The sequence below is a fragment of the Streptococcus sp. HMSC066F01 genome (assembly GCF_001837335.1).
Taxonomy (GTDB): Bacteria; Bacillota; Bacilli; order Lactobacillales; family Streptococcaceae; genus Streptococcus; species Streptococcus oralis_S.
On sequence record NZ_KV832079.1, the window covers coordinates 1 to 23748 of the forward strand.

Annotated in this window: 30 protein-coding genes, 2 pseudogenes and 1 other annotated feature; of the genes and pseudogenes, 27 read left to right on the forward strand and 5 right to left on the reverse strand. The window is 40.0% G+C overall.

Going from position 1 to position 23748, the window contains the following annotated elements; genetic code table 11:
- Positions 1-117 precede the first annotated feature (117 nt).
- The 11 genes and pseudogenes from HMPREF2655_RS02640 (at position 118) to HMPREF2655_RS02690 (ending at position 7211) form a co-directional block, all read left to right on the forward strand.
- Positions 118-540 (forward strand): hypothetical protein, encoded by a 423-nt coding sequence (locus tag HMPREF2655_RS02640; protein ID WP_070837460.1) that lies wholly within the window; start codon positions 118-120, stop codon positions 538-540.
- 726 nt (positions 541-1266) lie between these two features.
- Positions 1267-1695 (forward strand): hypothetical protein, encoded by a 429-nt coding sequence (locus HMPREF2655_RS02650; protein ID WP_070837464.1) that lies wholly within the window; start codon positions 1267-1269, stop codon positions 1693-1695.
- Between the two features lie 100 nt (positions 1696-1795).
- Entirely contained in the window at positions 1796-2455 is a 660-nt protein-coding gene (locus HMPREF2655_RS02655; protein WP_070837466.1) for a DUF6572 domain-containing protein, read from the forward strand.
- A gap of 89 nt (positions 2456-2544) precedes the next feature.
- Complete coding sequence (locus tag HMPREF2655_RS10325) at positions 2545-2706, forward strand: hypothetical protein (RefSeq protein WP_001142077.1); 162 nt, start codon at positions 2545-2547, stop codon at positions 2704-2706.
- Complete coding sequence (locus HMPREF2655_RS02660) at positions 2707-3261, forward strand: NAD glycohydrolase inhibitor (RefSeq protein ID WP_070837468.1); 555 nt, start codon at positions 2707-2709, stop codon at positions 3259-3261. It begins immediately after the preceding gene.
- A 39-nt stretch (positions 3262-3300) separates the two neighbouring features.
- The gene (locus tag HMPREF2655_RS02665) at positions 3301-3876 is read left to right on the forward strand and encodes a DUF6572 domain-containing protein (protein WP_070837470.1); all 576 of its coding nucleotides are present in this window, start codon (positions 3301-3303) and stop codon (positions 3874-3876) included.
- Positions 3877-3938: 62 nt separating this feature from the next.
- On the forward strand, positions 3939-4607 hold the full coding sequence (locus tag HMPREF2655_RS02670; protein WP_070837472.1) for a hypothetical protein: 669 nt from the start codon (positions 3939-3941) through the stop codon (positions 4605-4607).
- 102 nt (positions 4608-4709) lie between these two features.
- Complete coding sequence (locus HMPREF2655_RS02675; RefSeq protein ID WP_070837474.1) at positions 4710-5663, forward strand: hypothetical protein; 954 nt, start codon at positions 4710-4712, stop codon at positions 5661-5663.
- Between the two features lie 155 nt (positions 5664-5818).
- Positions 5819-6145 carry a hypothetical protein gene (locus HMPREF2655_RS02680; protein WP_044021737.1) on the forward strand — a complete coding sequence of 109 codons (327 nt, stop codon included), beginning with the start codon at positions 5819-5821 and terminating at the stop codon, positions 6143-6145.
- A 63-nt stretch (positions 6146-6208) separates the two neighbouring features.
- A complete protein-coding gene (locus tag HMPREF2655_RS02685) occupies positions 6209-6703 on the forward strand; it encodes an Imm6 family immunity protein (RefSeq protein ID WP_070837476.1) in 495 nt (164 codons plus the stop codon).
- 33 nt (positions 6704-6736) lie between these two features.
- Positions 6737-7211, forward strand: a pseudogene (locus tag HMPREF2655_RS02690) (Imm6 family immunity protein).
- Between the two features lie 103 nt (positions 7212-7314).
- Here the strand turns inward: HMPREF2655_RS02690 and yidA are convergent.
- Both yidA and HMPREF2655_RS02700 read right to left on the reverse strand, forming a co-directional pair.
- The gene (gene yidA / locus HMPREF2655_RS02695; RefSeq protein ID WP_070837478.1) at positions 7315-8121 is read right to left on the reverse strand and encodes a sugar-phosphatase; all 807 of its coding nucleotides are present in this window, start codon (positions 8119-8121) and stop codon (positions 7315-7317) included.
- Positions 8122-8130: 9 nt separating this feature from the next.
- Complete coding sequence (locus tag HMPREF2655_RS02700) at positions 8131-9438, reverse strand: HD domain-containing protein (protein WP_049490219.1); 1308 nt, start codon at positions 9436-9438, stop codon at positions 8131-8133.
- A 71-nt stretch (positions 9439-9509) separates the two neighbouring features.
- Here HMPREF2655_RS02700 and HMPREF2655_RS02705 point away from each other — a divergent pair, with 71 nt between their 5' ends.
- A complete protein-coding gene (locus HMPREF2655_RS02705; RefSeq protein ID WP_083321217.1) occupies positions 9510-9887 on the forward strand; it encodes a YwiB family protein in 378 nt (125 codons plus the stop codon).
- A 24-nt stretch (positions 9888-9911) separates the two neighbouring features.
- On the opposite strand, the gene HMPREF2655_RS02710 is transcribed toward HMPREF2655_RS02705, so the two are convergent.
- Positions 9912-10994, reverse strand: coding sequence for a DEAD/DEAH box helicase (locus HMPREF2655_RS02710; RefSeq protein ID WP_070837482.1), 1083 nt, complete (start codon positions 10992-10994; stop codon positions 9912-9914).
- Positions 10991-11968: a Gfo/Idh/MocA family protein gene (locus HMPREF2655_RS02715; RefSeq protein WP_000915870.1), complete on the reverse strand. Its 978-nt coding sequence runs from the start codon at positions 11966-11968 to the stop codon at positions 10991-10993. The genes HMPREF2655_RS02710 and HMPREF2655_RS02715 overlap by 4 nt, the downstream gene beginning before the upstream one ends.
- Before the next feature lie 156 nt (positions 11969-12124).
- On the opposite strand from HMPREF2655_RS02715, the gene HMPREF2655_RS02720 reads away from it, so the two are divergent.
- The 4 genes from HMPREF2655_RS02720 (at position 12125) to rpmA (ending at position 13983) form a co-directional block, all read left to right on the forward strand.
- Positions 12125-12868, forward strand: coding sequence for a YoaK family protein (locus HMPREF2655_RS02720; protein WP_070837484.1), 744 nt, complete (start codon positions 12125-12127; stop codon positions 12866-12868).
- A gap of 8 nt (positions 12869-12876) precedes the next feature.
- Positions 12877-12964, forward strand: a sequence feature (ribosomal protein L21 leader region).
- 34 nt (positions 12965-12998) lie between these two features.
- Complete coding sequence (gene rplU / locus HMPREF2655_RS02725) at positions 12999-13313, forward strand: 50S ribosomal protein L21 (protein WP_000109141.1); 315 nt, start codon at positions 12999-13001, stop codon at positions 13311-13313.
- A 15-nt stretch (positions 13314-13328) separates the two neighbouring features.
- A complete protein-coding gene (locus tag HMPREF2655_RS02730; RefSeq protein ID WP_000613696.1) occupies positions 13329-13673 on the forward strand; it encodes a ribosomal-processing cysteine protease Prp in 345 nt (114 codons plus the stop codon).
- 16 nt (positions 13674-13689) lie between these two features.
- Positions 13690-13983, forward strand: a complete 294-nt coding sequence (gene rpmA / locus HMPREF2655_RS02735; protein ID WP_000916509.1) for a 50S ribosomal protein L27 — start codon at positions 13690-13692, stop codon at positions 13981-13983.
- A 165-nt stretch (positions 13984-14148) separates the two neighbouring features.
- Here the strand turns inward: rpmA and HMPREF2655_RS10395 are convergent.
- Positions 14149-14223, reverse strand: a pseudogene (locus HMPREF2655_RS10395) (AraC family transcriptional regulator); the annotation flags it as partial.
- Between HMPREF2655_RS10395 and HMPREF2655_RS02740 the strand changes: the two are divergent.
- The 11 genes from HMPREF2655_RS02740 to HMPREF2655_RS02790 all read left to right on the forward strand — a co-directional run bounded on the left by HMPREF2655_RS02740 (position 14216) and on the right by HMPREF2655_RS02790 (position 23661).
- Entirely contained in the window at positions 14216-15124 is a 909-nt protein-coding gene (locus HMPREF2655_RS02740) for a LysR family transcriptional regulator (protein WP_070837486.1), read from the forward strand. The pseudogene HMPREF2655_RS10395 and the gene HMPREF2655_RS02740 sit on opposite strands and share 8 nt — an antisense overlap.
- Positions 15121-15588, forward strand: a complete 468-nt coding sequence (lspA, locus tag HMPREF2655_RS02745) for a signal peptidase II (protein WP_070837488.1) — start codon at positions 15121-15123, stop codon at positions 15586-15588. Before HMPREF2655_RS02740 ends, lspA begins: the two co-directional genes overlap by 4 nt.
- Complete coding sequence (locus tag HMPREF2655_RS02750; protein WP_070837490.1) at positions 15572-16471, forward strand: RluA family pseudouridine synthase; 900 nt, start codon at positions 15572-15574, stop codon at positions 16469-16471. The genes lspA and HMPREF2655_RS02750 overlap by 17 nt, the downstream gene beginning before the upstream one ends.
- A gap of 99 nt (positions 16472-16570) precedes the next feature.
- Positions 16571-17680, forward strand: a complete 1110-nt coding sequence (gene proB / locus HMPREF2655_RS02755; protein WP_070837492.1) for a glutamate 5-kinase — start codon at positions 16571-16573, stop codon at positions 17678-17680.
- A gap of 9 nt (positions 17681-17689) precedes the next feature.
- On the forward strand, positions 17690-18952 hold the full coding sequence (locus HMPREF2655_RS02760) for a glutamate-5-semialdehyde dehydrogenase (protein WP_070837494.1): 1263 nt from the start codon (positions 17690-17692) through the stop codon (positions 18950-18952).
- 3 nt (positions 18953-18955) lie between these two features.
- Positions 18956-19753, forward strand: coding sequence for a pyrroline-5-carboxylate reductase (gene proC / locus HMPREF2655_RS02765; protein WP_000689682.1), 798 nt, complete (start codon positions 18956-18958; stop codon positions 19751-19753).
- A 121-nt stretch (positions 19754-19874) separates the two neighbouring features.
- Complete coding sequence (tmk, locus tag HMPREF2655_RS02770) at positions 19875-20513, forward strand: dTMP kinase (protein WP_070837496.1); 639 nt, start codon at positions 19875-19877, stop codon at positions 20511-20513.
- Positions 20510-21400, forward strand: coding sequence for a DNA polymerase III subunit delta' (locus tag HMPREF2655_RS02775; RefSeq protein ID WP_070837498.1), 891 nt, complete (start codon positions 20510-20512; stop codon positions 21398-21400). Before tmk ends, HMPREF2655_RS02775 begins: the two co-directional genes overlap by 4 nt.
- 36 nt (positions 21401-21436) lie before the next feature.
- Positions 21437-21754 carry a DNA replication initiation control protein YabA gene (gene yabA, locus HMPREF2655_RS02780; protein WP_070837500.1) on the forward strand — a complete coding sequence of 106 codons (318 nt, stop codon included), beginning with the start codon at positions 21437-21439 and terminating at the stop codon, positions 21752-21754.
- 2 nt (positions 21755-21756) lie between these two features.
- Positions 21757-22635: a 16S rRNA (cytidine(1402)-2'-O)-methyltransferase gene (gene rsmI, locus HMPREF2655_RS02785; RefSeq protein ID WP_070837502.1), complete on the forward strand. Its 879-nt coding sequence runs from the start codon at positions 21757-21759 to the stop codon at positions 22633-22635.
- Positions 22636-22713: 78 nt separating this feature from the next.
- The gene (locus HMPREF2655_RS02790; protein ID WP_225901748.1) at positions 22714-23661 is read left to right on the forward strand and encodes a hypothetical protein; all 948 of its coding nucleotides are present in this window, start codon (positions 22714-22716) and stop codon (positions 23659-23661) included.
- Positions 23662-23748: the final 87 nt, after the last annotated feature.

The window sequence follows — 23748 nt, forward strand, 5'->3', positions numbered from 1 at the left end:
TTATTTACTCAGGAAGAGCTTGAAAGATTAATTCCGCTTGCTGAACAGAAATGGATTGACTGGAGAGGCAAACTTCCAGATGATTATGTATCACCACTCAAGTAAGGAAAGTATAAAATGAAACCAACAAAACTACAATGGGAAGATGTTATCCAATTTGAAGAAGTAAAAGGTTACGGTCAGCATATCTGGAAAGATGAGGACAAGTATTATTTAGTTTTAGAAGAGGGAACTGTAGCTTCTTGGTTAGTTGTCTATGAATTACCAAATGAGTTGTTTTCCTTATTAGAAAGTGGGGAAAGAACGCTACATGAAGTATCTTGGAAGGTTCAAAATGATCGTTGGCCTCCGACGGAAAAAGAAAAGAAAGCTAGTGAGAAACGATTTATAGAACAGAGTCCTACATCATTAATTGATTTACCTGAAGCTAGAGAGTTATTTACTCAGGAAGAGCTTGAAAGATTAATTCCACTTGCTGAGCAAATGTGGATTGACTGGAGAGGAAAACTTCCAGATGATTATGTATCACCACTTAAGTAAAGAAAGTATAAAATGAAACTGAATTCCAGATATTAGAGAGCTCTAATCCAGTTCACTGAAGCTATGAAAAAGCTTGTATCATTTGATTATGGTTAGAAAGGGAGTGGAAATGATAGAAAAGAGAAAACATTACAAAGAACTAGTTCATCTCGGAGAATTTAAGAACAAATTGACCTATTATGACTTTAAGACAAAGAAATTGTATTTTTCAATTTCAGAAAGAATTTCTAAGAGTCAACAGTACGTTATACTTTCCCTGGTGTTGTTCGTTCTTCATTTTATCAGATTTCTGAATGTTTTGACAATCTTTAGTATACCTGCTCACAAGTACCTTTATTTGATTTTATTCTCTTGTATTTCCTTGCTTTTCGGGAAATTGCTGGATATCTATTTTAAGAAAGATTTGGATTTGTATCCTGCTCTATTTACAGATTTGGAGTACTTAGAATTCTTAGAGGTAGTAAAGAAAAGTGGAGCTGTTGTTTCTTCCGTAATTCGTGGTAGCGTTATTAGTTTGTTAGTATCTTTAGTCGTCTTCCTGTTATATCCTAGTTTTTTGCCATTGTTTTTCCACTCGATACTTTTGTTTATTCTCTATTTGTGTATAGCAAATAATTTGCATAGGTGAAAGAGGGTAATGGGTAGCTTGATAAGAAATGTACGCACCAACTAGATTTTTTTGCCTATGATAAAGAAGAATAAAAAAAGTAAAGAAAGTTCATTTGTATGACAACAGAAATTCAACAATACAAAAATTGTACGGTATTAAAAAACAATAATGATTATCAGATTCTGTGGAGTAGAGGGAAAGAAGTGCTTAATTTTCCCATTAGCCAGGAATTAGCAGAACGTGTTTCAAAATCAGAAAAAGACTCTTTAGAGGTAATGTTTTATTGTGAACATCATCGTTGGCCAGAGAAAGAAGAGTTAGAGGATTATAATCAATCAGATACGATTGTACATAGAGGCGATGGATTTGTTGTATATGAGACAGACGGCTATTACGAAATTAGCTTTTTTAAAGAAATTGGAGGAACCATGGGGCCAGAGGTTTGCTATCCTATTACAAAAGCATTAATGGATAAGGCATTTGAATCTTCTAGGGGAGCTTATGAAGTCATGATTTATGCTGAAACAGGGCACTGGCCTACATAAAATAGTGATAAATAAAAAATTCAAAAACTTCATATAAAATTTCAAAAGTTGGCTTCTCTTTTTATCTAAGAGATAATTGTCAAATAGTAAAGGTGAAAAAATGGAATCAATTTATGTAAGTCAAAAAGATATGTTGGAAATTTGTCAAGATGGTGATAAGTATTTCTTGCGTTATCCAACTTTTAATATTACCTGCCCAGAAGTGGTTAGAGAAATCCCCAAAGAAGCTGCAGATAGTTACATATCGGGAGAGCATACTGGCAAAGAATTGATGACTTATGCGCAATATGGTTTTTGGAAATCAAAAAAACAGTATACACAAGATGAGTCTGGTAAGCTCTTCATCGAAAATCATCCTTCTTTTATTTTAAAAAACCCAGGAAATACTCGTCGTCTTTTTACAGCAGAGGAATTTAGACAAATTGTTACCAAAGCCATTGTTTCGGAACTAGAACCTAGCGAACTTGACGCTATTGGTATTGTTGATAATCATTTGGAACTTCTTCTAGTTGATCCAGTTGGCTGGGAGGAAGAGATAGAAGCAGTCCATCTGGAAATTCTGCAAGAAAAAATGAATAATTACATTCACTTCCTCGAAAGTAAGCAGTATGTGGAGCGATATGGTGATCAATTTGACAAAAAAGTCATCCATATCACATTCCAGTATTCTCCATCTGATAATGGCTTAGCCTTCCTCGCAGCTGTTCAGCAGGTATTGCAACCGACGGATATGATCTTGAAGGTAGAATTGCCAGAGTAAAAAAGGGAGCGGAAACGCTCTCTTTTTGTGGTATAATGAGACTATATTTATAAAAAGATTATTTAGCATTTCTAAATAGCGAACTACTTATGCCAACGATTGACACAAAGGGGCATTCTTACGATGATTTTCTATCTGCGATTGAACGTCAAGGCTATTATGAAATCAAAAATCCACGCGTCTATGAACCAGGCACTAATAAAATTGAGCAAATTGAAGGAATTTTTAGAATTAACCAATGGAGTAACTAAATGCAGACATATAAATTGAAAAATAAAGAAAACTATCAAAATTTTGTAAAAGACTATCGTGAAATAATGAAGGAAGGGAAAGAAGCTGAAGTTTTTCTAGGGACAAAAGCTAAGTATCGTTTTCGACAACGAGATTCTTATGAAGTGGATAGTACAGATATTGGAGTATTAATGGAATATTGCTTATACCCTTTGTATGTGGAAGGTGATAAGGATATAGCGCGCAGAACCTTTGAAATCTTGAAAGATTTTAGCTTATCGGTTGACCTAGTCAAATTAGATAAGGTAACTGATTATATTTCTATGCAAGGCAGTCGTTTAAGAAGATATACAAGCCTTCCCTTTGTTATTGAAACAGATGAGTTAGTAAGAAATATTATAGAAAGCATTTCAAAATTATCAGATGAACAGAAACGTACTTATACCTATGAAAGACTCTGTAATGTATTAGACCGTAGTCCATTATACAGACAGTGTGATGAAGAAAAGGTAGAGAAAATCCTTAAGGAATTCAAGGAAAAATACTACAATCCACCAAAGGATATCAATTTGTAGGAAAGTGAATGTGGCTGTGGCGATAATGGAGAAATTTTGATGACAAAACAGGAACTAGCGAATTTCATTAGTAAACATAGAGATAAAATAGGGACATTTTATATTGCGCTTGATGAACGATTTGAAGGTCAATTTACCTTGGGATACTATTACGATGAGAAGTCTAAACAATATAAAGTATATGAGGTTAATGAGCGCCAAGATATCTGGATAAGAGACGAATTTAAAAATGAAAGTGATGCAATAAATCGACTTTATCGTTTGATAAAAACAACATTTTGGATAAAAGAATCTCTTATTCAGTTAGATGTTTCAGAAATTGATGCAATCGGAACGAGTGATACAAACTTGGAACTTTTATTAATAGATGGCAATCTTTGGCTTCCAGATACTGAAGAAGAACATCTTTTGAAACTTCAAGAAAAACTCAACAACTATATCTACTTCCTCGAAAGTAAGCAGTACGTGGAGCGATATGGCGATAGCTTTGACAAAAAAGTCATCCATATCACATTCCAGTATTCTCCGTCTGATAATGGACTAGCCTTTCTCGCTGCTGTTCAGAAGGTATTACAACCGACGGATATGAGCTTGAAGGTAGAATTACCGGAGTGATAAAGAGAGCGGAAACGCTCTTTTTTATGTTATAATAGGCACAGAATGTATAGGAGAAAGAGATGAAGGAAAATAAACGCTTATTTTGGGGTGTTAGTGTAATGTTAATGATATTAACCCTTTTTGCGCTAAATGGATGTGGTTCAGGTGGAGAAACTATTCCCAAAAACAGAACAAAAGAACAGTACAAATTTGAAAAAACGTTTGAACCTATGTTTAAATTTTTAGAACAAGACAAGAAAGATTTTACGGGATTAAAGGCATACACTAGTAGAATTTATATAAAAAATCAAGATGAAGTAAAAGAATACGAAGTAGATTTAGATATCACTCAAGCTGATATTAAAGGTGATTATACAATAACACTTGGCGAGGATAACAAAACTGTTCCGGTTACATATTCTAATGGGAAGTTAAATTATGGGTCGGAGGTAACTCCTTTATATGATGAAGAAATTCTTAATTTAGTGGTACAAAGAGAATTCTTTACTTCTTTAGATGTAAAGGAGACCTTTAAGAGTGCAGAAACAGAGCTTCGTGAGATTGTATATCAGCCAGAAAATAACTCTGACCTCTATAAACATCTAAAAAGCAAATATGATTTACCAGAGGAAACAACATGTATAGTATTAGTAAATCATTCTAGCTCAACTATATATAGAGTAACTATTCAACTGAAATCTAATCAAAAGATTGTGCAAATTAGTAGTGTTATTTTTGAAAAAGAATGAGGTTTCCATGAACGAAATTGAAAAGAGTAATCGTCGGGTTGAAAGGTAAAGCAATATAAAAGCTGTTTTATAACTGATTTTTAATGAGCATCAGGAGATATTATGTTAAAATCGAACAAGTGGATATTCCTTGCGATTTCCGTTCCCTTTATTATTATTGGTTTGTCATATTTGTTAATTAGGATACCGATTGGGAACACTGGTAAGTTTATTCATGATCATAAAGATTCTATCAAGAGAGAAATTATTGCAGACATAGACAGTCAAGGGCAATATATAAAGTCAGTGACGCTTTTACCGGGTTCTGCGAGGGGAGGCTTTGATAATGGTGGAGATGTAGGTGGAAATTATCATATTTCCTTTACAGCCTATGCTAATAATAATCGCAAGCAGTCAATGAAAGTAGAATTATACTTTCCTGATGCTGGTATAGGTCCTTTTACATTTATAAAACCCAATCCTTATAAATCTCCTGAAACTATGAGGAGATGGTACTTATCAGTAGTAGAGGTATCAAGTGACCCCTCGTGGGATTGGAAGCGAGAGCAAGATAAATTGACTGAAACTATGAATAAACTTGATCGCAAGAGCAAGGATGCCTCCAGGCAAGTTGAAAAAGAAAATATGATTCGTAATCTTAACAGATGGCTACAAGAACATGAGGAAAATTTCAAACTAGCTATCCAAACAGACCTGTATAGAAACGACCCAGAATTGGAACAGAAATTAGGAAAGATTCAAAGTATCAGTGTAAGTAACAATCAAATGTACATTCCTTCGGAAGGTATCGACATTCGTTTTGATGTTCGATTTGAAAAATATCCTGAAGAAGTAGCTACTATAGACGTTCGCTTGCATTCCCAAGGTAAACAAACGGTTTTTAAGGATCCCTCAGTAGCTGCAACTATTAGTTTTGAAAGAGAACGTTTTGTTATAAAAACTGTGTACGACTCCAAGCTATTTCCAATTTTTAATCAAAGTCGATTTGGTAATAGTAATGGAGAAATATCTTATGAACTCCCAAAAGATTATGAAAATCAATTTTTAATTCCTTAACTTTCAAGCAAGCTATTATGCTTGCTTTATCTTTATGGCTTCAAGCCATAAGAGTAAGAACGACAAATCGATGCATGATAGAGGAGATTCAAGCTTATATCTTTTCCTTGTAGACATGGGATACTGATGTTTTCAAGTATAAAGGAGTAAAAATGATGCTAGCTATTTGTATAGATTCTATAGGTGACAAGTCAGGAACCTATAAGTTGTTAAGAAATTATTCATCCTTGCCTTTCTCTTTAATTCAATCCAGAATAGAAGATCATGACACGGTAATAGAAGTAGACATGTTAGATTTGGATGAATTGAAAAAGGTTAGAGCACTCATCCATGAGTTGAGTGCTATTGGGACTATGGTTACGATGAGAGATTCGACTGGTATTATCACCTTAGAATTTTTAAATAATATTATTTCTACCTTCGAAGAGATTGCGGCTGAAAGAGAAGAATTAGATGCTCTGATGTTTGAGGAGGAAGAGTGATTGTCACCTTTTCCAGTGAATCATACATTCCCAAGATAATTTTTAGTAATAAAAGGAAAATCAATGAAAGATAATAAAAATTTGTTGCTCTTTCTACAGGAGTTGATATACGGTCTTGTAGATTTTATCAGTGAGAAAGAATATAAGGAATTTGTCTTTGACTCCTTAAAACTTTCAAAACAGGAGCTTGATAAAGAGAGTGGGTTTTGTCCAGATGATTTATACAATCGATTGGAAAATATGGATGAGCAGGATATCTTGACATTTCAGATGCTAGATAAGAAAACCAATCCACTAGTATGGAACTGTATCGCTAATTTCTTTGTCTTAGTTTGTCATTATTCATATATTGCTTCGGAAGAAATCTACCTACCACAAACGATTGAAAGTGTCGACGAGGACATACTTGAGGTACTTTCTTTAAGTTACAAACAAATCCTAGCTGAAAATAGGGAACTTATTTCACAAATATCTGAAACAGAAATAGAAGGATATTTAAAGGACGAACTCGTTAAAAACTACTTTGGTCCGCTATTTTTATCAGATGAGAATAGATAGGCTATTTCGTTCAAGTATAGATTAGGAGAGGATATGCTTACGAGTTATTTTATGTTGATTTTTGCTGAAGCAATTGCGAATCGTATTGAAACAGAATATACTTCACATATTCGAACCGCCTTGGATGCGTGTTGGAGTTTTTTTGGAGAATAGAGATAAAAGGGGAGAGGAACTTTATCGCCTTTTAGATGATGGGACAGACTTCAGTGGAATATTTATCTACATGCAATTAGATGAAAATGAAGCGAATGGTCTCTTGTGGGACAACATTAGTTATGCAATAGGTGTGACTGCTAAAGAAGCTTTTGAGTTTGAAAATAAGAAAGAGCTTCCTTCTCCCTTAGAGAACATTGAACTAGGTCTACTTGATGCCTTTATTGGAAATTTAAAAGAAATAAGCATGAATCTTTATCATCACGTCGAAGCTGTAAAACGTTTCATCAATAGAAATCCATACTCATCAAGAGAATCTGCCCTAAAAGAACTAGATAAGATGGACTTACTATGATAGCCAGATTGGAAGATTTGGCGAAAAATCAAAAAGAACACCCCGGAAGTTAGAGTGTCATCTCTACCTTTGGGGTGTTGTTTAATTTCTATACTTGAGGATTTTACAGTACCCACGTACGGATGGCATGGGCGACGCCAGATTCGTCATTTGTTTTGGTAATGTATTTGGCGATTTTTTTGAGTTCAGGATTTCCATTTTCCATAACAACGGGATTTCCAACGACTTCGAGCATGGCGCGGTCATTTTCTTCGTCACCGATCGCCATGGTTTCATCTTTGGTCAATCCGAGTTTTTCAGCTAGGTGAGTGATGGCTGAACCTTTGTCCACATTCTTTTTAAGGAGTTCGAGGTAGAAAGGAGCAGATTTGTTGATGGAGTAGCGTTCGTAAAATTCTGCTGGTATCTTTTCAATCGCAGCGTCGAGAATTTCCGGTTCATCGATAAACATACACTTGACGATTTCCTTGTCAGCCATTTCTTCAGGTGTGCGGTAGAAGATGGGCATGCTGACGAGGGTTGATTCGTGCACCGTGTATTTTCCGATATTACGATTGGCTGTGTAGATACCGTCCTTGGTAATAGCGTGCATGTGGACACCAAGTTTGCGACTGAGAAATTCCATATCCAGATAATCCTCATAGGTCAAGGATTCGCTGATAATCTCATGGCCAGTAGCAGTCTCTTGAACAAGGGCACCGTTGAAGGTCACGACATAGTCACCTTGGTCTCTCAACTGCAAGTCGTCCAGAAGTTTGGCAACACCTGCGATAGGACGACCGGTTGCAATCACGATTTTGACACCGGCTTGTTTGGCATCTTGGATGGCAGAAAAGACTTGAGGAGTGATTTCCTTCTTACTGTTGACTAGGGTACCATCGATATCGACGGCGATTAGTTTAATACTCATAAATTTCCTCTATTCGTTCTTATTTGGGGTAAAATGATCGTTCTCAATCAAGTGTAAAAATTGCTGGGTAATGCTTGCGAAGATACTGTTTTGGTCCAACATTTCTTTCGGGAAATAGAAACGATTGTCTCCGTGGCGGCTGCCAGCAAGGGATTGGACGATAGGAGACAGGCTAGAGAGTTCTGCCAGTTCACCATTTTTTTGTAGAATTTCAATCTGTGTCCGTGGATTTTCAGATTCGGGACGATAGATATCATAAGGGAGGTCAAAGTTCTTATGAATAGCAGTATAGTAGTCTGGATCAAAACCGATTTCTTCAACCAGTTGTCTCATGGTTGCGAGTTGGTCTTGGTCTTTTTCTGAAAAAGTAATGGATTTAAAGACCTTGCGGTTGACAAAACGTTGCGACAAGTCGGCTAGTATCTTGTCAGGACTGGTCATCCAGAGTTGGAAGTAGGTATTCATCACGCCGTCATCAAGTGCCAGATAATCAGATAGAGTAACTTTCTTTTCAAAAAAAGGTAGCAAATGAGGAGAAGTGCGTGCAAAGAAGTCTTTGTCCTCCGGATAGAGTTCCTTGGCGCGTTTGAGAAGATTCTGTAGGAGAACTTCCATGGCCCGTGTTGCTGGGTGGAAATAAACCTGCATATACATCTGGTAACGACTGAGGACATAATCTTCGATGGCATGCATACCGTTGCGCTGAAAGGCGATGCCATTTTCGACAGGACGAATGACTCGAAGGATACGTGTCAGGTCAAATTCCCCATAAGATGCTCCTGTAAAATAGGAGTCGCGCAAGAGATAGTCCATGCGGTCTGCATCGATCTGACTGGAAATGAGTTGCACGACCTGCTTGTTAGGGTAGGTATGATCGATGACACTGGCTACCTTCTCCGGGAAATCGGGTGCTACTTGTAGCAGAACTTGGTGAATCTCTGTCTCAGGACTTTGGATGATTTCCTGGGTAATGGCTTCGTGATCTGTATCAAAGAGATGTTCAAAAGTATGGGAGTAGGCACCATGTCCAAGGTCATGAAGGAGTGCAGCGGTCATGGTCAAGAGAGATTCAGCAGGATCCCATTCTTCAGGATATTTTTCTTCAAAAATCTCCGTGATACGACGAGCGATCTCATAGACCCCCAAACAGTGGGAAAAGCGACTGTGCTCGCCACCATGGAAGGTATAGCTGGAAGTCCCTAGTTGTTTGATACGGCGCAGACGTTGAAATTCTTTTGTATTGATCAAGTCATAGATGACCTGATTGTTTACGTGGATATAGTTGTGAACTGGGTCACGGAATACTTTTTCGTTCATATGACCATTATAGCAAAATCCTGCTCTTTTTGGTAAAATAGTAGGACAAGAGACAAGAAAGAGGACATGATGTGAAGATTCGAATGCGCAATACGATTCAGTTTGATGAACAGTTGGAAGTGATTGACCAGCTCTATGACGTGGAAGTGCGTGAAAAGGGAGATTTTAGCTATCTGCTTTTCTACAATGAGGAAAAGGAAAAAGTGGTTCTCAAGTTTCATGGTCAAGAACTGGTGATGACCCGTTTCTCGAGTCCCAAAACCATCATGCGTTTTCTAAAAGATAGTGATAGTTTGGCCTATATTCCTACTCCAATGGGAATGCAGGAGTTTATCATTCAAACGAATCACTACAAACTGGATGGGCAAAAGATTGAGCTCGCCTACCAACTGCAAAACCAAGAGGGACATCTTTTTGCCAGCTATCAATTAGAAATTACTTGGGGATAAGAAAAAGGTTGGCAAATGCCAACCTTATTTGATATAGAGTTCTTGGTTTTTTAAGATAATTTCACGTACACTTGCAAATTTCTTGAGTTTTTTAAGTTCTTCAGGATGGGTTACGAGAGTGATCACATAGCCCTCTTTGCCCATGCGACCTGTACGGCCAGCTCGATGAGTGTAAGTCTCGATGTCTCTAGGAATATCAAAGTTTACGACACATTCTAGGCTATCGATATCAATTCCGCGAGCCAGAAGGTCTGTTGCAAGAAGAAGAGTTAGTTGCTTGTTCTTAAATTTTTCCAAGATAACTTTTCTAAACTTAACATTGACATCACTCGCGAGGGAAACAGCCAAGATATCACGATACTGTAGCTTTTCTTCTGCACTTCCAAGGTCTGATAAACTATTAAAGAAGACCAGACCACGAAAATCCTCTACATGAGCCAGTTTTCGTAGCATATCCACTCGGTGACGTTGGTCCACCTGCATGTAGAAATGTTGGATGTTGTCCAACTTTTGGTCAGAAAGATCAATGGTGCGCGTGTTTGGAGCAATCTTTTCTTGGTCAAACTTGGTCGTTGCACTCATGTAGATGAGTTGGTGGTCACGAGGTGCGTAGTGGGTGATTTTCTCGACAAAGTGAATTTGAGAATCATCGAACAATTGGTCAAATTCATCCAGAATGATGGTTTCTACATTCATCATCTTGATTTTTTTCAATTTAATCAACTCAAAGATACGGCCAGGTGTTCCAATCAGAATTTCTGGTCCTTTTTTAAGACGTTCAATCTGGCGTTTCTGACTCGAACCTGATAAGAAGAGCTGAGCAGTTAAGCCGATAGCCTCTGACCACGTTTTACATACATCAAAAATCTGTCCAGCTAGTTCTGTATTTGGTGCTAGGATCAAGAGTTGCTGGGCTTTTTTCTTTTGTAGTCTGAGAAGACTTGGCAGGAGGTAAGCTAGGGTCTTACCAGTTCCTGTCGGGCTTACTCCCAGTAAGTTTTCTCCAGCTAGTATAGGCTCAAATAGTTGAGTTTGAATGGGGGTAAATTCTTGGAAACCGAGTTGGTCACTCAATTCCTGCCATTCAGTCGGTAGTTTGGTTTTCATTTTTCTGCCTCAAATCTAATGCCAGCAGTCTGGCGCATGGTATAGAGTAAATCATGAACAGAGCTTGCATCATCCAGCCAGTTCTGGTAGAAAGTCTGGTCTGGTTGCTGGATCATCTGTGCAAATGCAGCAACTTCCTCAGTCATCGTATGGGGAGCTTGTTGGATAGGGAGCTGGATTGGATTTCCTTGGTGGTCGCTAAAAATAGCTGAGCGGACATGTTCAATCGTGTTAAGGGTCAAGGTTCCATCTGCTGTGTAAATCTCACAAGGAAGATTGGAAGTAATGTTTTTTCCTGCCTTGATATGAACTTGAAAGTCAGGGTAGAAGAGGATACCATCGCCATTTAGGTCAATGCTATTGTCAAGCTGTTGAGCCTGATAGGTCGCGTCCTGAGCCTTTCCAAAGAGACGAATAGCAGCGTAGAGGGGATAAATCCCCAAGTCCATAAGAGCTCCACCAGCAAAACGGTCTGAAAAGACATTGGGAGTCTGTCCAGCCAACAAGTCAGGCATCTTGGAAGAATACTTGGCATAGTTGAAATCTGCTCCCAGCACTTGCTTGTCTGCTAAAAAGTTTTTGATAGTGGTAAAAGCTTCTTCGTGGTAATTACGAGCTGCTTCAAAGATAAAACAGTGATTTTTCTCAGCTGTTTGTCTCAAATCTAGCCATTCATGTGGCTGAGTGACAGCTGGCTTTTCAAGAATGACGTGTTTCCCAAAAGACAAGGCTGCTTTGGCTTGAACAAAATGCAAGGAGTTTGGACTAGCGATATAGACTACATCAAAGGAGCTCTTGAAGAAGTCTTCTACTTGATCAAAGAGTTGGATATCTTGATAGCGAGAAGCAAAGGTTGCTGCTGTTTCTATCTTTCTAGAATAGACAGCGACCAGCTGGTATTCTCCGTTAGCATGGGCTGCTTCTATGAAATGATGACTGATAGCCCCTGTTCCGATGACACCTAATTTAAGCATAAATACTCCTTTTCCGACTTCAAATCCTTCCTTCATTATAACATAGAAAAGAAGGACTATCCAACAGATGGTAAAAATTTTCAAATGGGCTACGCATTTTTAGGAGAAAGTGGTACAATATTGAAATGAGTAAATGAAACTGAATTGGGAGAGAAAATGAGATTATTACCAATAAGAAAAATATCACGTCAGTCTAAGCGGCTAGCGCTTTTTTTGACTTTTTGTGCAGGATATGTCGATGCTTATACTTTTATCGTGCGAGGGAACACCCTTGTCGCTGGACAGACTGGGAATGTCGTTTTTCTTTCTGTAGGACTCATTCAACAGAATGTCTCGGACGCCAGTGCCAAAGTAATGACCTTGTTTTCCTTTATGATGGGTGTCTTTTTTCTGACATTGTATAAGGAAAAACTACGAATTGTTAAAAAGCCGATTTTGTCCTTGATTCCACTTGCAGTCCTGTCCCTAATTATAGGCTTTGTGCCGCAATCGGTTGATAATATCTATCTCGTACCGCCCTTGGCCTTTTGTATGGGTCTGGTGACAACTGCTTTTGGAGAAGTGTCAGGTATTGCCTATAATAATGCTTTTATGACAGGGAATATTAAACGTACCATGTTGGCTTTTGGAGATTATTTCCGGACTAAGCATACGCCTTTCCTACGAGAGGGCTTGATTTTTGTTAGCCTGCTTAGCAGTTTTGTCTTCGGAGTTGTTTTTTCAGCTTATTTGACGATTTACTATCAGGAGAAGACAATTCTAGGTGTTCCTCTTATGATGAGTATCTTTTACTCCAGTATGCTTTTTGCTTCTTGGAGAAAAAAAAGGGAAAGAAAAAGCTTAAATTTGATTGATTTCGCTTGTAAGAAAAAAGAAGATATGCTATACTTGAAGAGTTGACTATGCACAGTCCTGTGCAACCGCACGAACATCGTTGCTCACATAGTGAGTATAAAGTGGTTCGTCCCACGATGCTAGGCGAGTCTTCACAAAAATACGGGGAAACCCTAAAAATCATAGGAGGTGCATAATGAGCACATACGCAATTATCAAAACTGGCGGAAAACAAGTTAAAGTTGAAGTTGGTCAAGCAGTTTACGTTGAAAAATTGAACGTTGAAGCTGGTCAAGAAGTTACTTTTAACGAAGTTGTTCTTGTTGGTGGTGAAAACACTGTTGTCGGAACTCCACTTGTTGCTGGAGCTACTGTAGTTGGAACTGTTGAAAAACAAGGAAAACAAAAGAAAGTTGTTACATACAAGTACAAACCTAAAAAAGGTAGCCATCGTAAACAAGGTCACCGTCAACCATATACAAAAGTTGTCATCAACGCGATCAACGCTTAATTTTAAGGAGAACACATGATACAAGCAGTCTTTGAGAGAGCCGAAGATGGCGAGCTGAGGAGTGCGGAAATTACTGGACACGCCGAAAGTGGCGAATACGGCTTAGATGTCGTGTGTGCATCGGTTTCTACGCTTGCCATTAACTTTATCAATTCCATTGAGAAATTTGCAGGCTATGAACCAATCTTAGAATTAAACGAAGATGAAGGTGGCTATCTAAAGGTTGATATACCAGCGGATCTTCCTTCACACCAGAGAGAAATGACCCAGTTATTCTTTGAATCATTTTTCTTAGGTATGGCAAACTTATCGGAGAACTCTTCTGAGTTCGTCCAAACCAGAGTTATCACAGAAAACTAACACGGAGGAAAACATTATGTTAAAAATGACTCTTAACAACTTGCAACTTTTCGCCCACAAAAAAGGTGGAGGTTCTACATCAAATGGACGTGATTCACAAGCGAAACGTCTTGGAGCTAAAGCAGCTGACGGACAAACTGTAACAGGTGGATCAATCCTTTACCGTCAACGTGGTACACACATCTACCCAGGTGTAAACGTTGGACGTGGTGGAGACGATACTTTGTTCGCTAAAGTTGAAGGCGTAGTACGCTTTGAACGTAAAGGACGCGATAAGAAACAAGTTTCTGTTTACCCAATCGCAAAATAAAAAGGTCCAGTGAACCTTTTTATCCCGAGCCTTGATATTTTAAGGCGAGGAAGCTAGAAGTAGCATAGAATAAGGCTTTCCGAGTTTTCGGAGAGCCTATTTTTTTGTTTTGATATCTATATTTAATTTAATAGAGAGTAGTTAGCCCTGGGTTTGTGATGGATATCTTTTCCTTTTTGGAAAAATTCTGAAATATGGTATAATGAACAGATAGAGAAGTTGGGGGTAAAAGATGAACATTCAACAATTACGCTATGTTGTGGCCATTGCCAATAGTGGTACTTTCCGTGAAGCTGCAGAAAAGATGTATGTCAGTCAGCCCAGTCTGTCTATTTCTGTGCGCGATTTGGAAAAAGAGCTGGGGTTTAAGATTTTCCGTCGGACGAGTTCGGGGACTTTCTTGACCCGTCGTGGTATGGAATTTTACGAGAAAGCACAAGAGTTAGTCAAAGGCTTCGATGTTTTTCAAAATCAGTATGCCAATCCTGAGGAAGAAAAGGATGAATTTTCCATTGCCAGCCAGCACTATGACTTCTTGCCACCAACGATTACGGCCTTTTCAGAGCGTTATCCTGATTATAAGAACTTTCGTATTTTTGAGTCTACCACAGTTCAAATATTAGACGAAGTGGCGCAAGGACACAGTGAGATTGGGATTATATACCTCAACAACCAAAATAAAAAGGGCATCATACAACGGGTTGAAAAGCTTGGTTTAGAAGTTATTGAACTAATTCCTTTCCAGACTCACATTTATCTTCGTGAAGGGCATCTTTTAGCACAGAAAGAGGAATTGGTCATGGAGGATTTAGCTGATTTACCAACGGTTCGTTTTACTCAGGAAAAGGATGAGTATCTATACTATTCAGAGAACTTTGTCGACACCAGCGCGAGCTCCCAGATGTTCAATGTGACCGACCGTGCTACTTTGAATGGTATTTTGGAGCGGACGGATGCTTATGCGACTGGATCTGGATTTTTAGATGGTGACAGTGTTAATGGGATCACAGTCATTCGTCTCAAGGATAATCTAGATAACCGCATGGTCTATGTCAAACGGGAAGAAGTGGAGCTTAGTCAAGCTGGGACTCTTTTCGTTGAGGTTATGCAAGAATATTTTGATCAAAAGAGGAAATCATGAAAAAAAGAGGAATAGTGGCAGTCATTGTACTGCTTTTGATTGGGCTGGATCAGTTGGTCAAAAATTATGTTGTCCAGCAGATTCCACTAGGTGAAGTTCGTTCGTGGATCCCCAATCTCGTTAGCTTGACCTACCTGCAAAATAGAGGGGCAGCCTTCTCTATGCTGCAAGATCAGCAGTGGTTTTTTGCTGTCATTACACTGGTCGTTATGGTCGGTGCCATTTGGTATTTACATAAACACATGGACGATTCTCTCTGGTTAGTTTTTGGACTGACCCTGATAATAGCGGGAGGTCTGGGCAACTTTATCGACAGAATGAGTCAAGGTTTTGTGGTGGATATGTTTCACCTAGACTTTATCAACTTTGCGATTTTCAATGTTGCTGACAGCTATTTGACAGTTGGTGTGATTATTCTATTGATTGCAATGCTTAAAGAGGAAGTAAATGGAAATAAAAATTGAAACTGGTGGGCAACGTCTAGACAAGACTCTGTCGGATCTGACAGAATTGTCACGCAGTCTCGCGAATGAACAAATAAAGGCTGGACAAGTCTTGGTGAATGGGCAAGTAAAGAAAGCAAAATACACTGTCCAAGAGGGGGATATCGTCAGCTACCATGTGCCAGAACCGGAGGTTTTAGAATATGTGGCTGAAGATATTCCGCTAGATATCATCTACCAAGATGAGGATGTGGCCGTTGTTAACAAACCTCAGGGGATGGTTGTTCATCCCAGCGCTGGTCATACTAGTGGAACCTTGGTCAATGCCCTCATGTACCATATCAAGGACTTGTCAGGTATCAATGGGGTTCTGCGACCGGGTATCGTTCACCGCATTGACAAGGACACGTCTGGTCTCCTCATGATTGCGAAGAATGATGAGGCACACTTGGCACTCGCTCAAGAACTCAAGGATAAGAAGTCTCTCCGCAAATACTGGGCGATTGTTCATGGCAATCTTCCCAATGATCGTGGTGTCATTGAAGCACCGATTGGCCGTAGTGAAAAAGATCGTAAGAAACAGGCAGTGACTGCTAAAGGGAAGCCAGCAGTGACTCGTTTTCAAGTCTTGGAACGCTTTGGAGATTATAGTTTGCTAGAGTTGCAACTGGAAACAGGGCGTACTCACCAAATCCGTGTTCATATGGCTTATATTGGCCATCCAGTCGCTGGTGATGAAGTCTATGGTCCTCGTAAAACCCTGAAAGGACATGGACAGTTTCTCCATGCCAAGACTCTAGGTTTTACTCATCCGAGAACAGGTGAAACCTTGGAATTTACAGCATTTATTCCAGAGATTTTTAAGGAAACGCTGGAAAGATTGCGTAAAGCTGAGAATAGATAAAAGAGTTGAGATGACTGTCTCAACCTTTTTATTTTAAGTCTTTTCTATTTTAAAGTATTCATGTTATAATGGATAAATATGAAGAATCGGAGTGAGAATATGAAGTACAAACGAATCGTCTTTAAGGTGGGGACCTCCTCCTTGACAAATGAAGACGGGAGTTTATCAAGAAGTAAAGTAAAGGCAATTACCCAGCAATTGGCTATGCTGCATGAGGCTGGACATGAGTTGATTTTAGTGTCATCTGGGGCAGTAGCCGCTGGATTTGGAGCTTTGGGTTTTAAAAAACGTCCGACCAAGATTGCAGATAAGCAGGCCTCGGCTGCAGTAGGTCAGGGACTTTTGTTGGAGGAATATACAACCAACCTCCTCATGAGCCAGATCGTTTCTGCACAAATCTTGCTGACACAGGATGATTTTGTAGATAAACGTCGCTATAAGAATGCCCACCAGGCCTTGTCTGTATTGCTTCATCGTGGTGCAATCCCCATCATCAACGAGAATGACAGTGTCGTTATTGATGAGCTCAAGGTCGGGGACAATGACACTCTGAGTGCCCAGGTAGCGGCGATGGTTCAAGCAGACCTTTTAGTTCTCTTGACCGATGTGGACGGTCTCTATACTGGAAATCCCAACTCAAATCCAACAGCTAAACGTTTGGAGAAAATCGAGACTATCAATCGTGAGATTATTGATATGGCTGGTGGGGCAGGTTCGTCAAACGGTACTGGGGGTATGCTGACAAAAATCAAGGCGGCTATGATTGCAACGGAGTCAGGGGTGCCAGTCTATATCTGCTCGTCCTTGAAATCAGATGCCCTGATTGAGGCAGCGGAGGAGACAAAGGATGGTTCTTTCTTTGTTGCGCAAGAGAAAGGCCTTCGTACCCAGAAACAATGGCTAGCCTTCTATGCTCAAAGTCAAGGAACGATTTGGGTAGATGGTGGAGCTGCAGAAGCACTTTCAAAAAACGGGAAAAGTCTCCTTTTATCGGGTGTGGTAGAAGTGGAAGGAAACTTCTCTTACCACGATATTGTAACAGTAGCAGATAAAGAAACAGGTCAATCTCTGGGAAAAGGACGTGTCCAATTTGGTGTCTCAGCCCTGGAAGATATGCTCCGTTCTCAAAAAGCTAAGGGAGTCTTGATTCACCGTGATGACTGGATTTCCATCACTCCTGAAATCCAGCTGCTCTTTACAGAATTTTAGAGGTGAACGATGGTAAGTACACAAGAACAATTTGAACAGGTACAAGCTGTTAAGAAATCAATCAATACTGCCAGTGAAGCAGTGAAAAACCAAGCCTTGCTAGCCATGGCTGATTATTTATTGGTAGCTACTGAGGAGATTTTAGAGGCCAATGCCCTCGATATGGCAGCGGCCAAGGGGAAAATCTCAGATGTCATGCTAGACCGTCTTTATTTGGATGAAGGACGTATAGAAGCGATGGCAAGAGGGATTCGTGAAGTGGTTGCTTTACCAGATCCAATCGGTGAAGTTTTAGAAACCAATCATCTTGAAAATGGTTTGGTTATTACCAAGAAGCGTGTGGCCATGGGAGTTATTGGGATTATCTACGAAAGTCGTCCAAATGTGACATCTGATGCGGCTGCTTTGGCTCTCAAAAGTGGCAATGCGGTCGTTCTTCGTAGTGGTAAGGATGCCTACCAAACTGCTCATGCTATTGTCACAGCTTTGAAGAAGGGCTTGGAGACGACTACCATTCATCCAAATGTGATTCAACTAGTGGAAGACACCAGCCGTGAAAGTAGCTATGCTATGATGAAGGCCAAGGGCTATCTAGACCTTCTCATACCTCGTGGAGGTGCTGGTTTGATCAATGCTGTGGTTGAAAATGCTGTCGTACCTGTTATCGAGACAGGAACTGGTATTGTCCATGTCTATGTGGATAAGGATGCTGATGAAGACAAGGCTCTCTCTATTATCAATAATGCTAAAACCAGTCGTCCTTCTGTCTGCAATGCTATGGAGGTTTTGCTGGTTCATGAAGACAAGGCAGCAAGCTTCCTTCCTCGCTTGGAGAAAGTGCTGGTTACAAGTCGGAAAGAAGATGGGCTGGAACCGATTCAATTCCGCTTGGATGAGAAAGCAAGTCAGTTTCTTTCAGGTCGAGCAGCTGAGGCCCAAGACTTTGACACTGAGTTTTTAGACTATGTCCTAGCGGTTAAGATTGTGGGTAGTTTAGAAGAAGCGGTTGCGCATATTGAAGCCCACAGTACCCATCATTCGGACGCCATTGTGACAGAAAATGCTGAAGCTGCGGCTTACTTTACAAATCAAGTTGACTCTGCAGCGGTTTATGTCAATGCTTCAACGCGTTTCACTGATGGAGGTCAATTTGGTCTTGGATGTGAAATGGGGATTTCGACTCAGAAACTGCACGCGCGTGGTCCAATGGGCTTGAAGGAATTAACTAGCTACAAGTATGTGGTTACTGGTGACGGACAGATAAGGGAGTAAGAGATGAAAATTGGATTTATCGGTTTGGGAAATATGGGAGCTAGTTTGGCCAAGGCTGTCTTGCAGGCCAAGACGGGTGAACAGATTCTCCTTGCCAATCGCAGTCAAGCAAAAGTAGATGCTTTCATCGCCAATTTCGGTGGCCAGGCTTCCAGTAATGAAGAAATTTTTGCAGAAGCAGATGTGATCTTTCTAGGAGTTAAGCCTGCTCAGTTTTCTGAAATCCTTGCTCAATACCAGTCTATCCTTGAAAAACGAGAGAGTCTTCTTTTGATTTCCATGGCGGCTGGATTGACCTTGGAAAAACTAGCTAGTCTTATCCCAAGTCAACATCGTATCATTCGCATCATGCCCAATACTCCAGTGGCTATCGGTCAAGGGGTGATTAGTTATGCCATGTCAGCAAACTGTCTTGCTGAGGACGGTGAACTCTTTTGTCAGCTTTTATCCAATGCGGGTCTATTGGTTGAGCTTGGGGATGACTTAATTGATGCGGCGACAGGTCTTGCAGGTTGTGGGCCAGCCTTTGTCTACCTCTTTATCGAGGCTTTGGCAGATGCAGGTGTTCAGTCAGGATTGCCAAGAGAAAGGGCTTTGAAAATGGCAGCCCAAACAGTAGTCGGAGCTGGACAAATGGTCCTCGAAAGCCAACAACATCCTGGAGTATTGAAAGACCAAGTTTGCAGCCCAGGAGGTTCGACTATCGCTGGTGTAGCAAGTCTGGAAGAACATGCCTTTAGAGGTACAGTCATGGCCGCAGTTCATCAAGCCTATAAACGAACACAAGAACTAGGTAAATAAGAGGTTGGATGACTCCCAACCTCTTTTTATGGTCGATTGAATAGAGAAGACGCAAAAAGATTGTCACAAAAACCTATTTTTTTGATAGAATAGAAGGTAGAAAAAAAGAAATGAGTTAGACATGTCAAAAGGATTTTTAGTCTCTCTTGAGGGACCAGAGGGAGCAGGAAAGACCAGTGTTTTAGAGGCTCTACTCCCCATTTTAGAGGAAAAAGGAGTAGAGGTGCTGACGACCCGTGAGCCAGGTGGAGTTTTGATTGGGGAGAAGATTCGTCAAGTGATTTTGGACCCAAGTCATACTCAAATGGATCCTAAAACAGAGCTCCTTCTCTATATCGCAAGTCGCAGACAGCACTTGGTGGAAAAAGTTCTGCCTGCTCTTGAAGCTGGTAAGTTGGTCATTATGGACCGTTTCATCGATAGTTCCGTTGCTTATCAGGGATTTGGCCGTGGCTTGGATATTGATGCCATTGATTGGCTCAATCACTTTGCGACAGATGGCCTCAAACCTGATTTGACACTTTATTTTGACATTGAGGTGGAAGAGGGGCTTGCTCGCATTGCTGCCAATAGTGATCGGGAGGTCAATCGTTTGGACTTGGAAGGTTTGGACTTGCACAAGAAAGTCCGTCAAGGCTACCTTTCTCTTCTGGAAAAAGAAGGAAATCGCATTGTCAAGATTGATGCCAGTCTTCCTTTGGAGCAAGTTGTGGAAACGACCAAGGCTGTCTTGTTTGACAGAATGGGCTTGGCTAAATGAAACAAGATCAACTAAAGGCTTGGCAGCCAGACCAGTTTGACCGCTTTGTCCGTATCCTAGAACAAGATCAGCTCAATCACGCCTATCTCTTTTCAGGTTTCTTTGGAAGCTTGGAAATGGCGCAGTTTTTGGCTAAGAGCCTCTTTTGTAGGGATAAAGTAGGCGTTTTGCCGTGTGAGAAATGCCGAAACTGTAAGCTGATTGAACAGGAAGAATTTCCCGATGTTACTTTAATCAAGCCAGTCAATCAGGTCATCAAGACAGAACGGATTCGGGAATTGGTGGGTCAGTTTTCCCAAGCAGGGATTGAAAGTCAGCAACAGGTTTTTATTATCGAGCAAGCTGAGAAAATGCATCCTAACGCGGCTAATTCTCTGCTCAAGGTCATCGAAGAACCCCAGAGTGAGGTTTACATTTTCTTCTTGACCAGCGATGAGGAAAAGATCTTGCCGACTATCCGTAGTCGGACACAGATTTTCCACTTTAAAAAGCAAGAAGAAAAACTCATCCATCAATTAGAGCAAGCAGGTCTAGTTAAGAAAAAAGCGACTCTTTTAGCCCAGTTTAGTCAATCGCGTGCTGAAGCAGAAAAGCTGGTAAACCAGGCAAGTTTTTGGACCTTGGTGGATGAAAGTGAGCGCCTGCTGACCTGGTTATTAGCCAAGAAAAAAGAAAGTTATCTCCAAGTTTCTAAATTAGCTAGTTTGGCAGATGACAAGGAAAAACAGGATCAGGTTTTGCGAATCCTCGAAGTTCTCTGTGGGCAGGATCTCTTGCAAGCAAGGATGCGACAGATTTTACAAGATTTGGTAGAAGCCAGAAAAATGTGGCAAGCTAATGTCAGCTTTCAAAATGCTATGGAATATCTGGTCTTGAAAGAAATATAAACTCAATGAAGGATAAAGAAAGGAAAGGGCTGGTTTATGGATAAAAAAGAATTATTTGACTCGCTAGACGATTTTTCCCAACAGTTACTGGTGACCTTGGCCGATGTGGAAGCCATCAAGAAAAATCTCAAGAGCCTGGTAGAGGAAAATACAGCTCTTCGCTTGGAAAATAGTAAGTTGCGCGAACGCTTAGGCGAGGTGGAAGCAGATACACCCGTTAAGGCTAAGCATGTTCGTGAAAGCGTCCGTCGAATCTATAAAGACGGGTTTCACGTATGTAATGATTTTTACGGCCAACGCCGAGAGCAGGACGAAGAATGTATGTTCTGTGATGAGTTGTTATATAGGGAGTAAGCATGCAGATTCAAAAAAGTTTTAAGGGACAATCTCCCTATGGCAAGCTTTACCTAGTAGCAACGCCGATTGGCAATCTAGACGATATGACTTTTCGTGCTATCCAGACTTTGAAAGAGGTGGACTGGATTGCTGCTGAGGACACGCGCAATACAGGACTTTTGCTCAAACATTTTGACATTTCCACCAAGCAGATCAGTTTTCACGAGCACAATGCCAAGGAAAAGATTCCTGATTTGATTGGTTTCTTGAAAGCGGGACAAAGTATCGCTCAGGTTTCTGACGCGGGTCTGCCTAGTATCTCGGACCCTGGTCATGATTTGGTCAAGGCAGCTATTGAGGAAGAAATCGCAGTTGTTACCGTTCCAGGTGCCTCTGCAGGAATTTCTGCCTTGATTGCCAGTGGCCTAGCGCCACAGCCACATATCTTTTACGGTTTCTTACCGAGAAAGTCTCGCCAGCAAAAGCAATTTTTCGACTTAAAAAAAGATTACCCAGAAACTCAGATTTTCTATGAATCCCCCCACCGTGTAGCGGATACGTTAGAAAATATGCTAGAAGTCTACGGTGATCGCTCGGTAGTCTTGGTCAGAGAATTGACTAAAATCTATGAAGAATACCAACGAGGAAAGATTTCAGAGCTACTAGAAAGCATAGCTGAAACGCCACTCAAGGGCGAATGCCTTCTCATCATTGAGGGTGCCAGTCAGGATGTGGAGGAAAAGGACGAGGAGGACTTGTTTTCAGATATCCAAGCACGCATCCAAGAAGGCATGAAGAAAAATCAAGCCATTAAGGAAGTTGCGAAACTCTACATGTGGAATAAAAGTCAACTCTATGCTGCCTACCACGACTGGGAAAAAAATCAAGAAAGTGATTAAACAGGGAAGTTTGCCTTCTTCCCGAAGTGAATATAGCAATCATTAGTATTTTGCTACGAATGCTTATTTGGAGGGGAAATGAAAAGCAAAGTGATTAAGAAGGTAGTTGGTTTACTGTTCCCTATTCTCACATTATTTATGTTGTCTGCATGTAACAATAGAGTCGATCGTGATTTAGCTAAAACAGCTATTTCAAACATTCGTTCTGTAGTAGAAGCTGCAGGGTTAGAAGCAGAAGGATACTCGACAGCTGATACCTTTGGATATTATGGATCTCCGTTTTACGTTGAAGGAAATACGAAATTTGTTGATGTCTATGTGGATTTTGAAAAAGATTATGTTGAGAGCACTCCAGTCCTTAAATACAATTCGAGGCTTAAAGAAGTTGAAAAGAAAAAATTCTTTGGTTTTTCCAAGAAAACAGTCTACCGTTTAGAAATGGAGTATGTTTCTGGTGATGACAACTATGACCGACTTGAGGAAGCTTATAATATATTACTTCAAAGTGGTAGCTTGACTTCAACATATTTAAGCGATGATGTGATTAGGAAGCTTTATATTAAAAATTCAATTGAATTGGACTCATTTGACTCCAATTATTCTTTGGTTCCAAAAAAAGAATATAGTGGCAACCCCAAAACCCGTCTTGAAGAGAGAGATAAAAGAGAGGCAATTTTGAAGACGGATGTAGAAGAACTCACTCCCTTAATTGAGGACCTAGACTCAAGTAGAGTCAACAATCTTGATGAAGAGACGCTTGTTCGTAATCGAGATCTACTTTTAAAAAGAGTTGCTGACAATCGTTCGACCTTTAGTATTCGAATACGTATTGATATAGAGCAGGTACGAAGACAAAACCTACAAGTAACTAATGAAGATATTGACAATTGGACGGATTCTGATTTCGAATACTTACTTGCCCAAATACTTCAAAGCGATAAACTACCTAAGAATACAGAAGTACGTTTTACTATAAAATATGGAAGCAAACTGAATTGGGAGACATTCAATTTTAATAAAGAATAATTTTTGAAAGACATTCAGGAATTCTCCTGTCTGTCTTTTTACTTAGTTTTTTGGTATAATGGACCAAGCATGAATTTAGAAAGATTT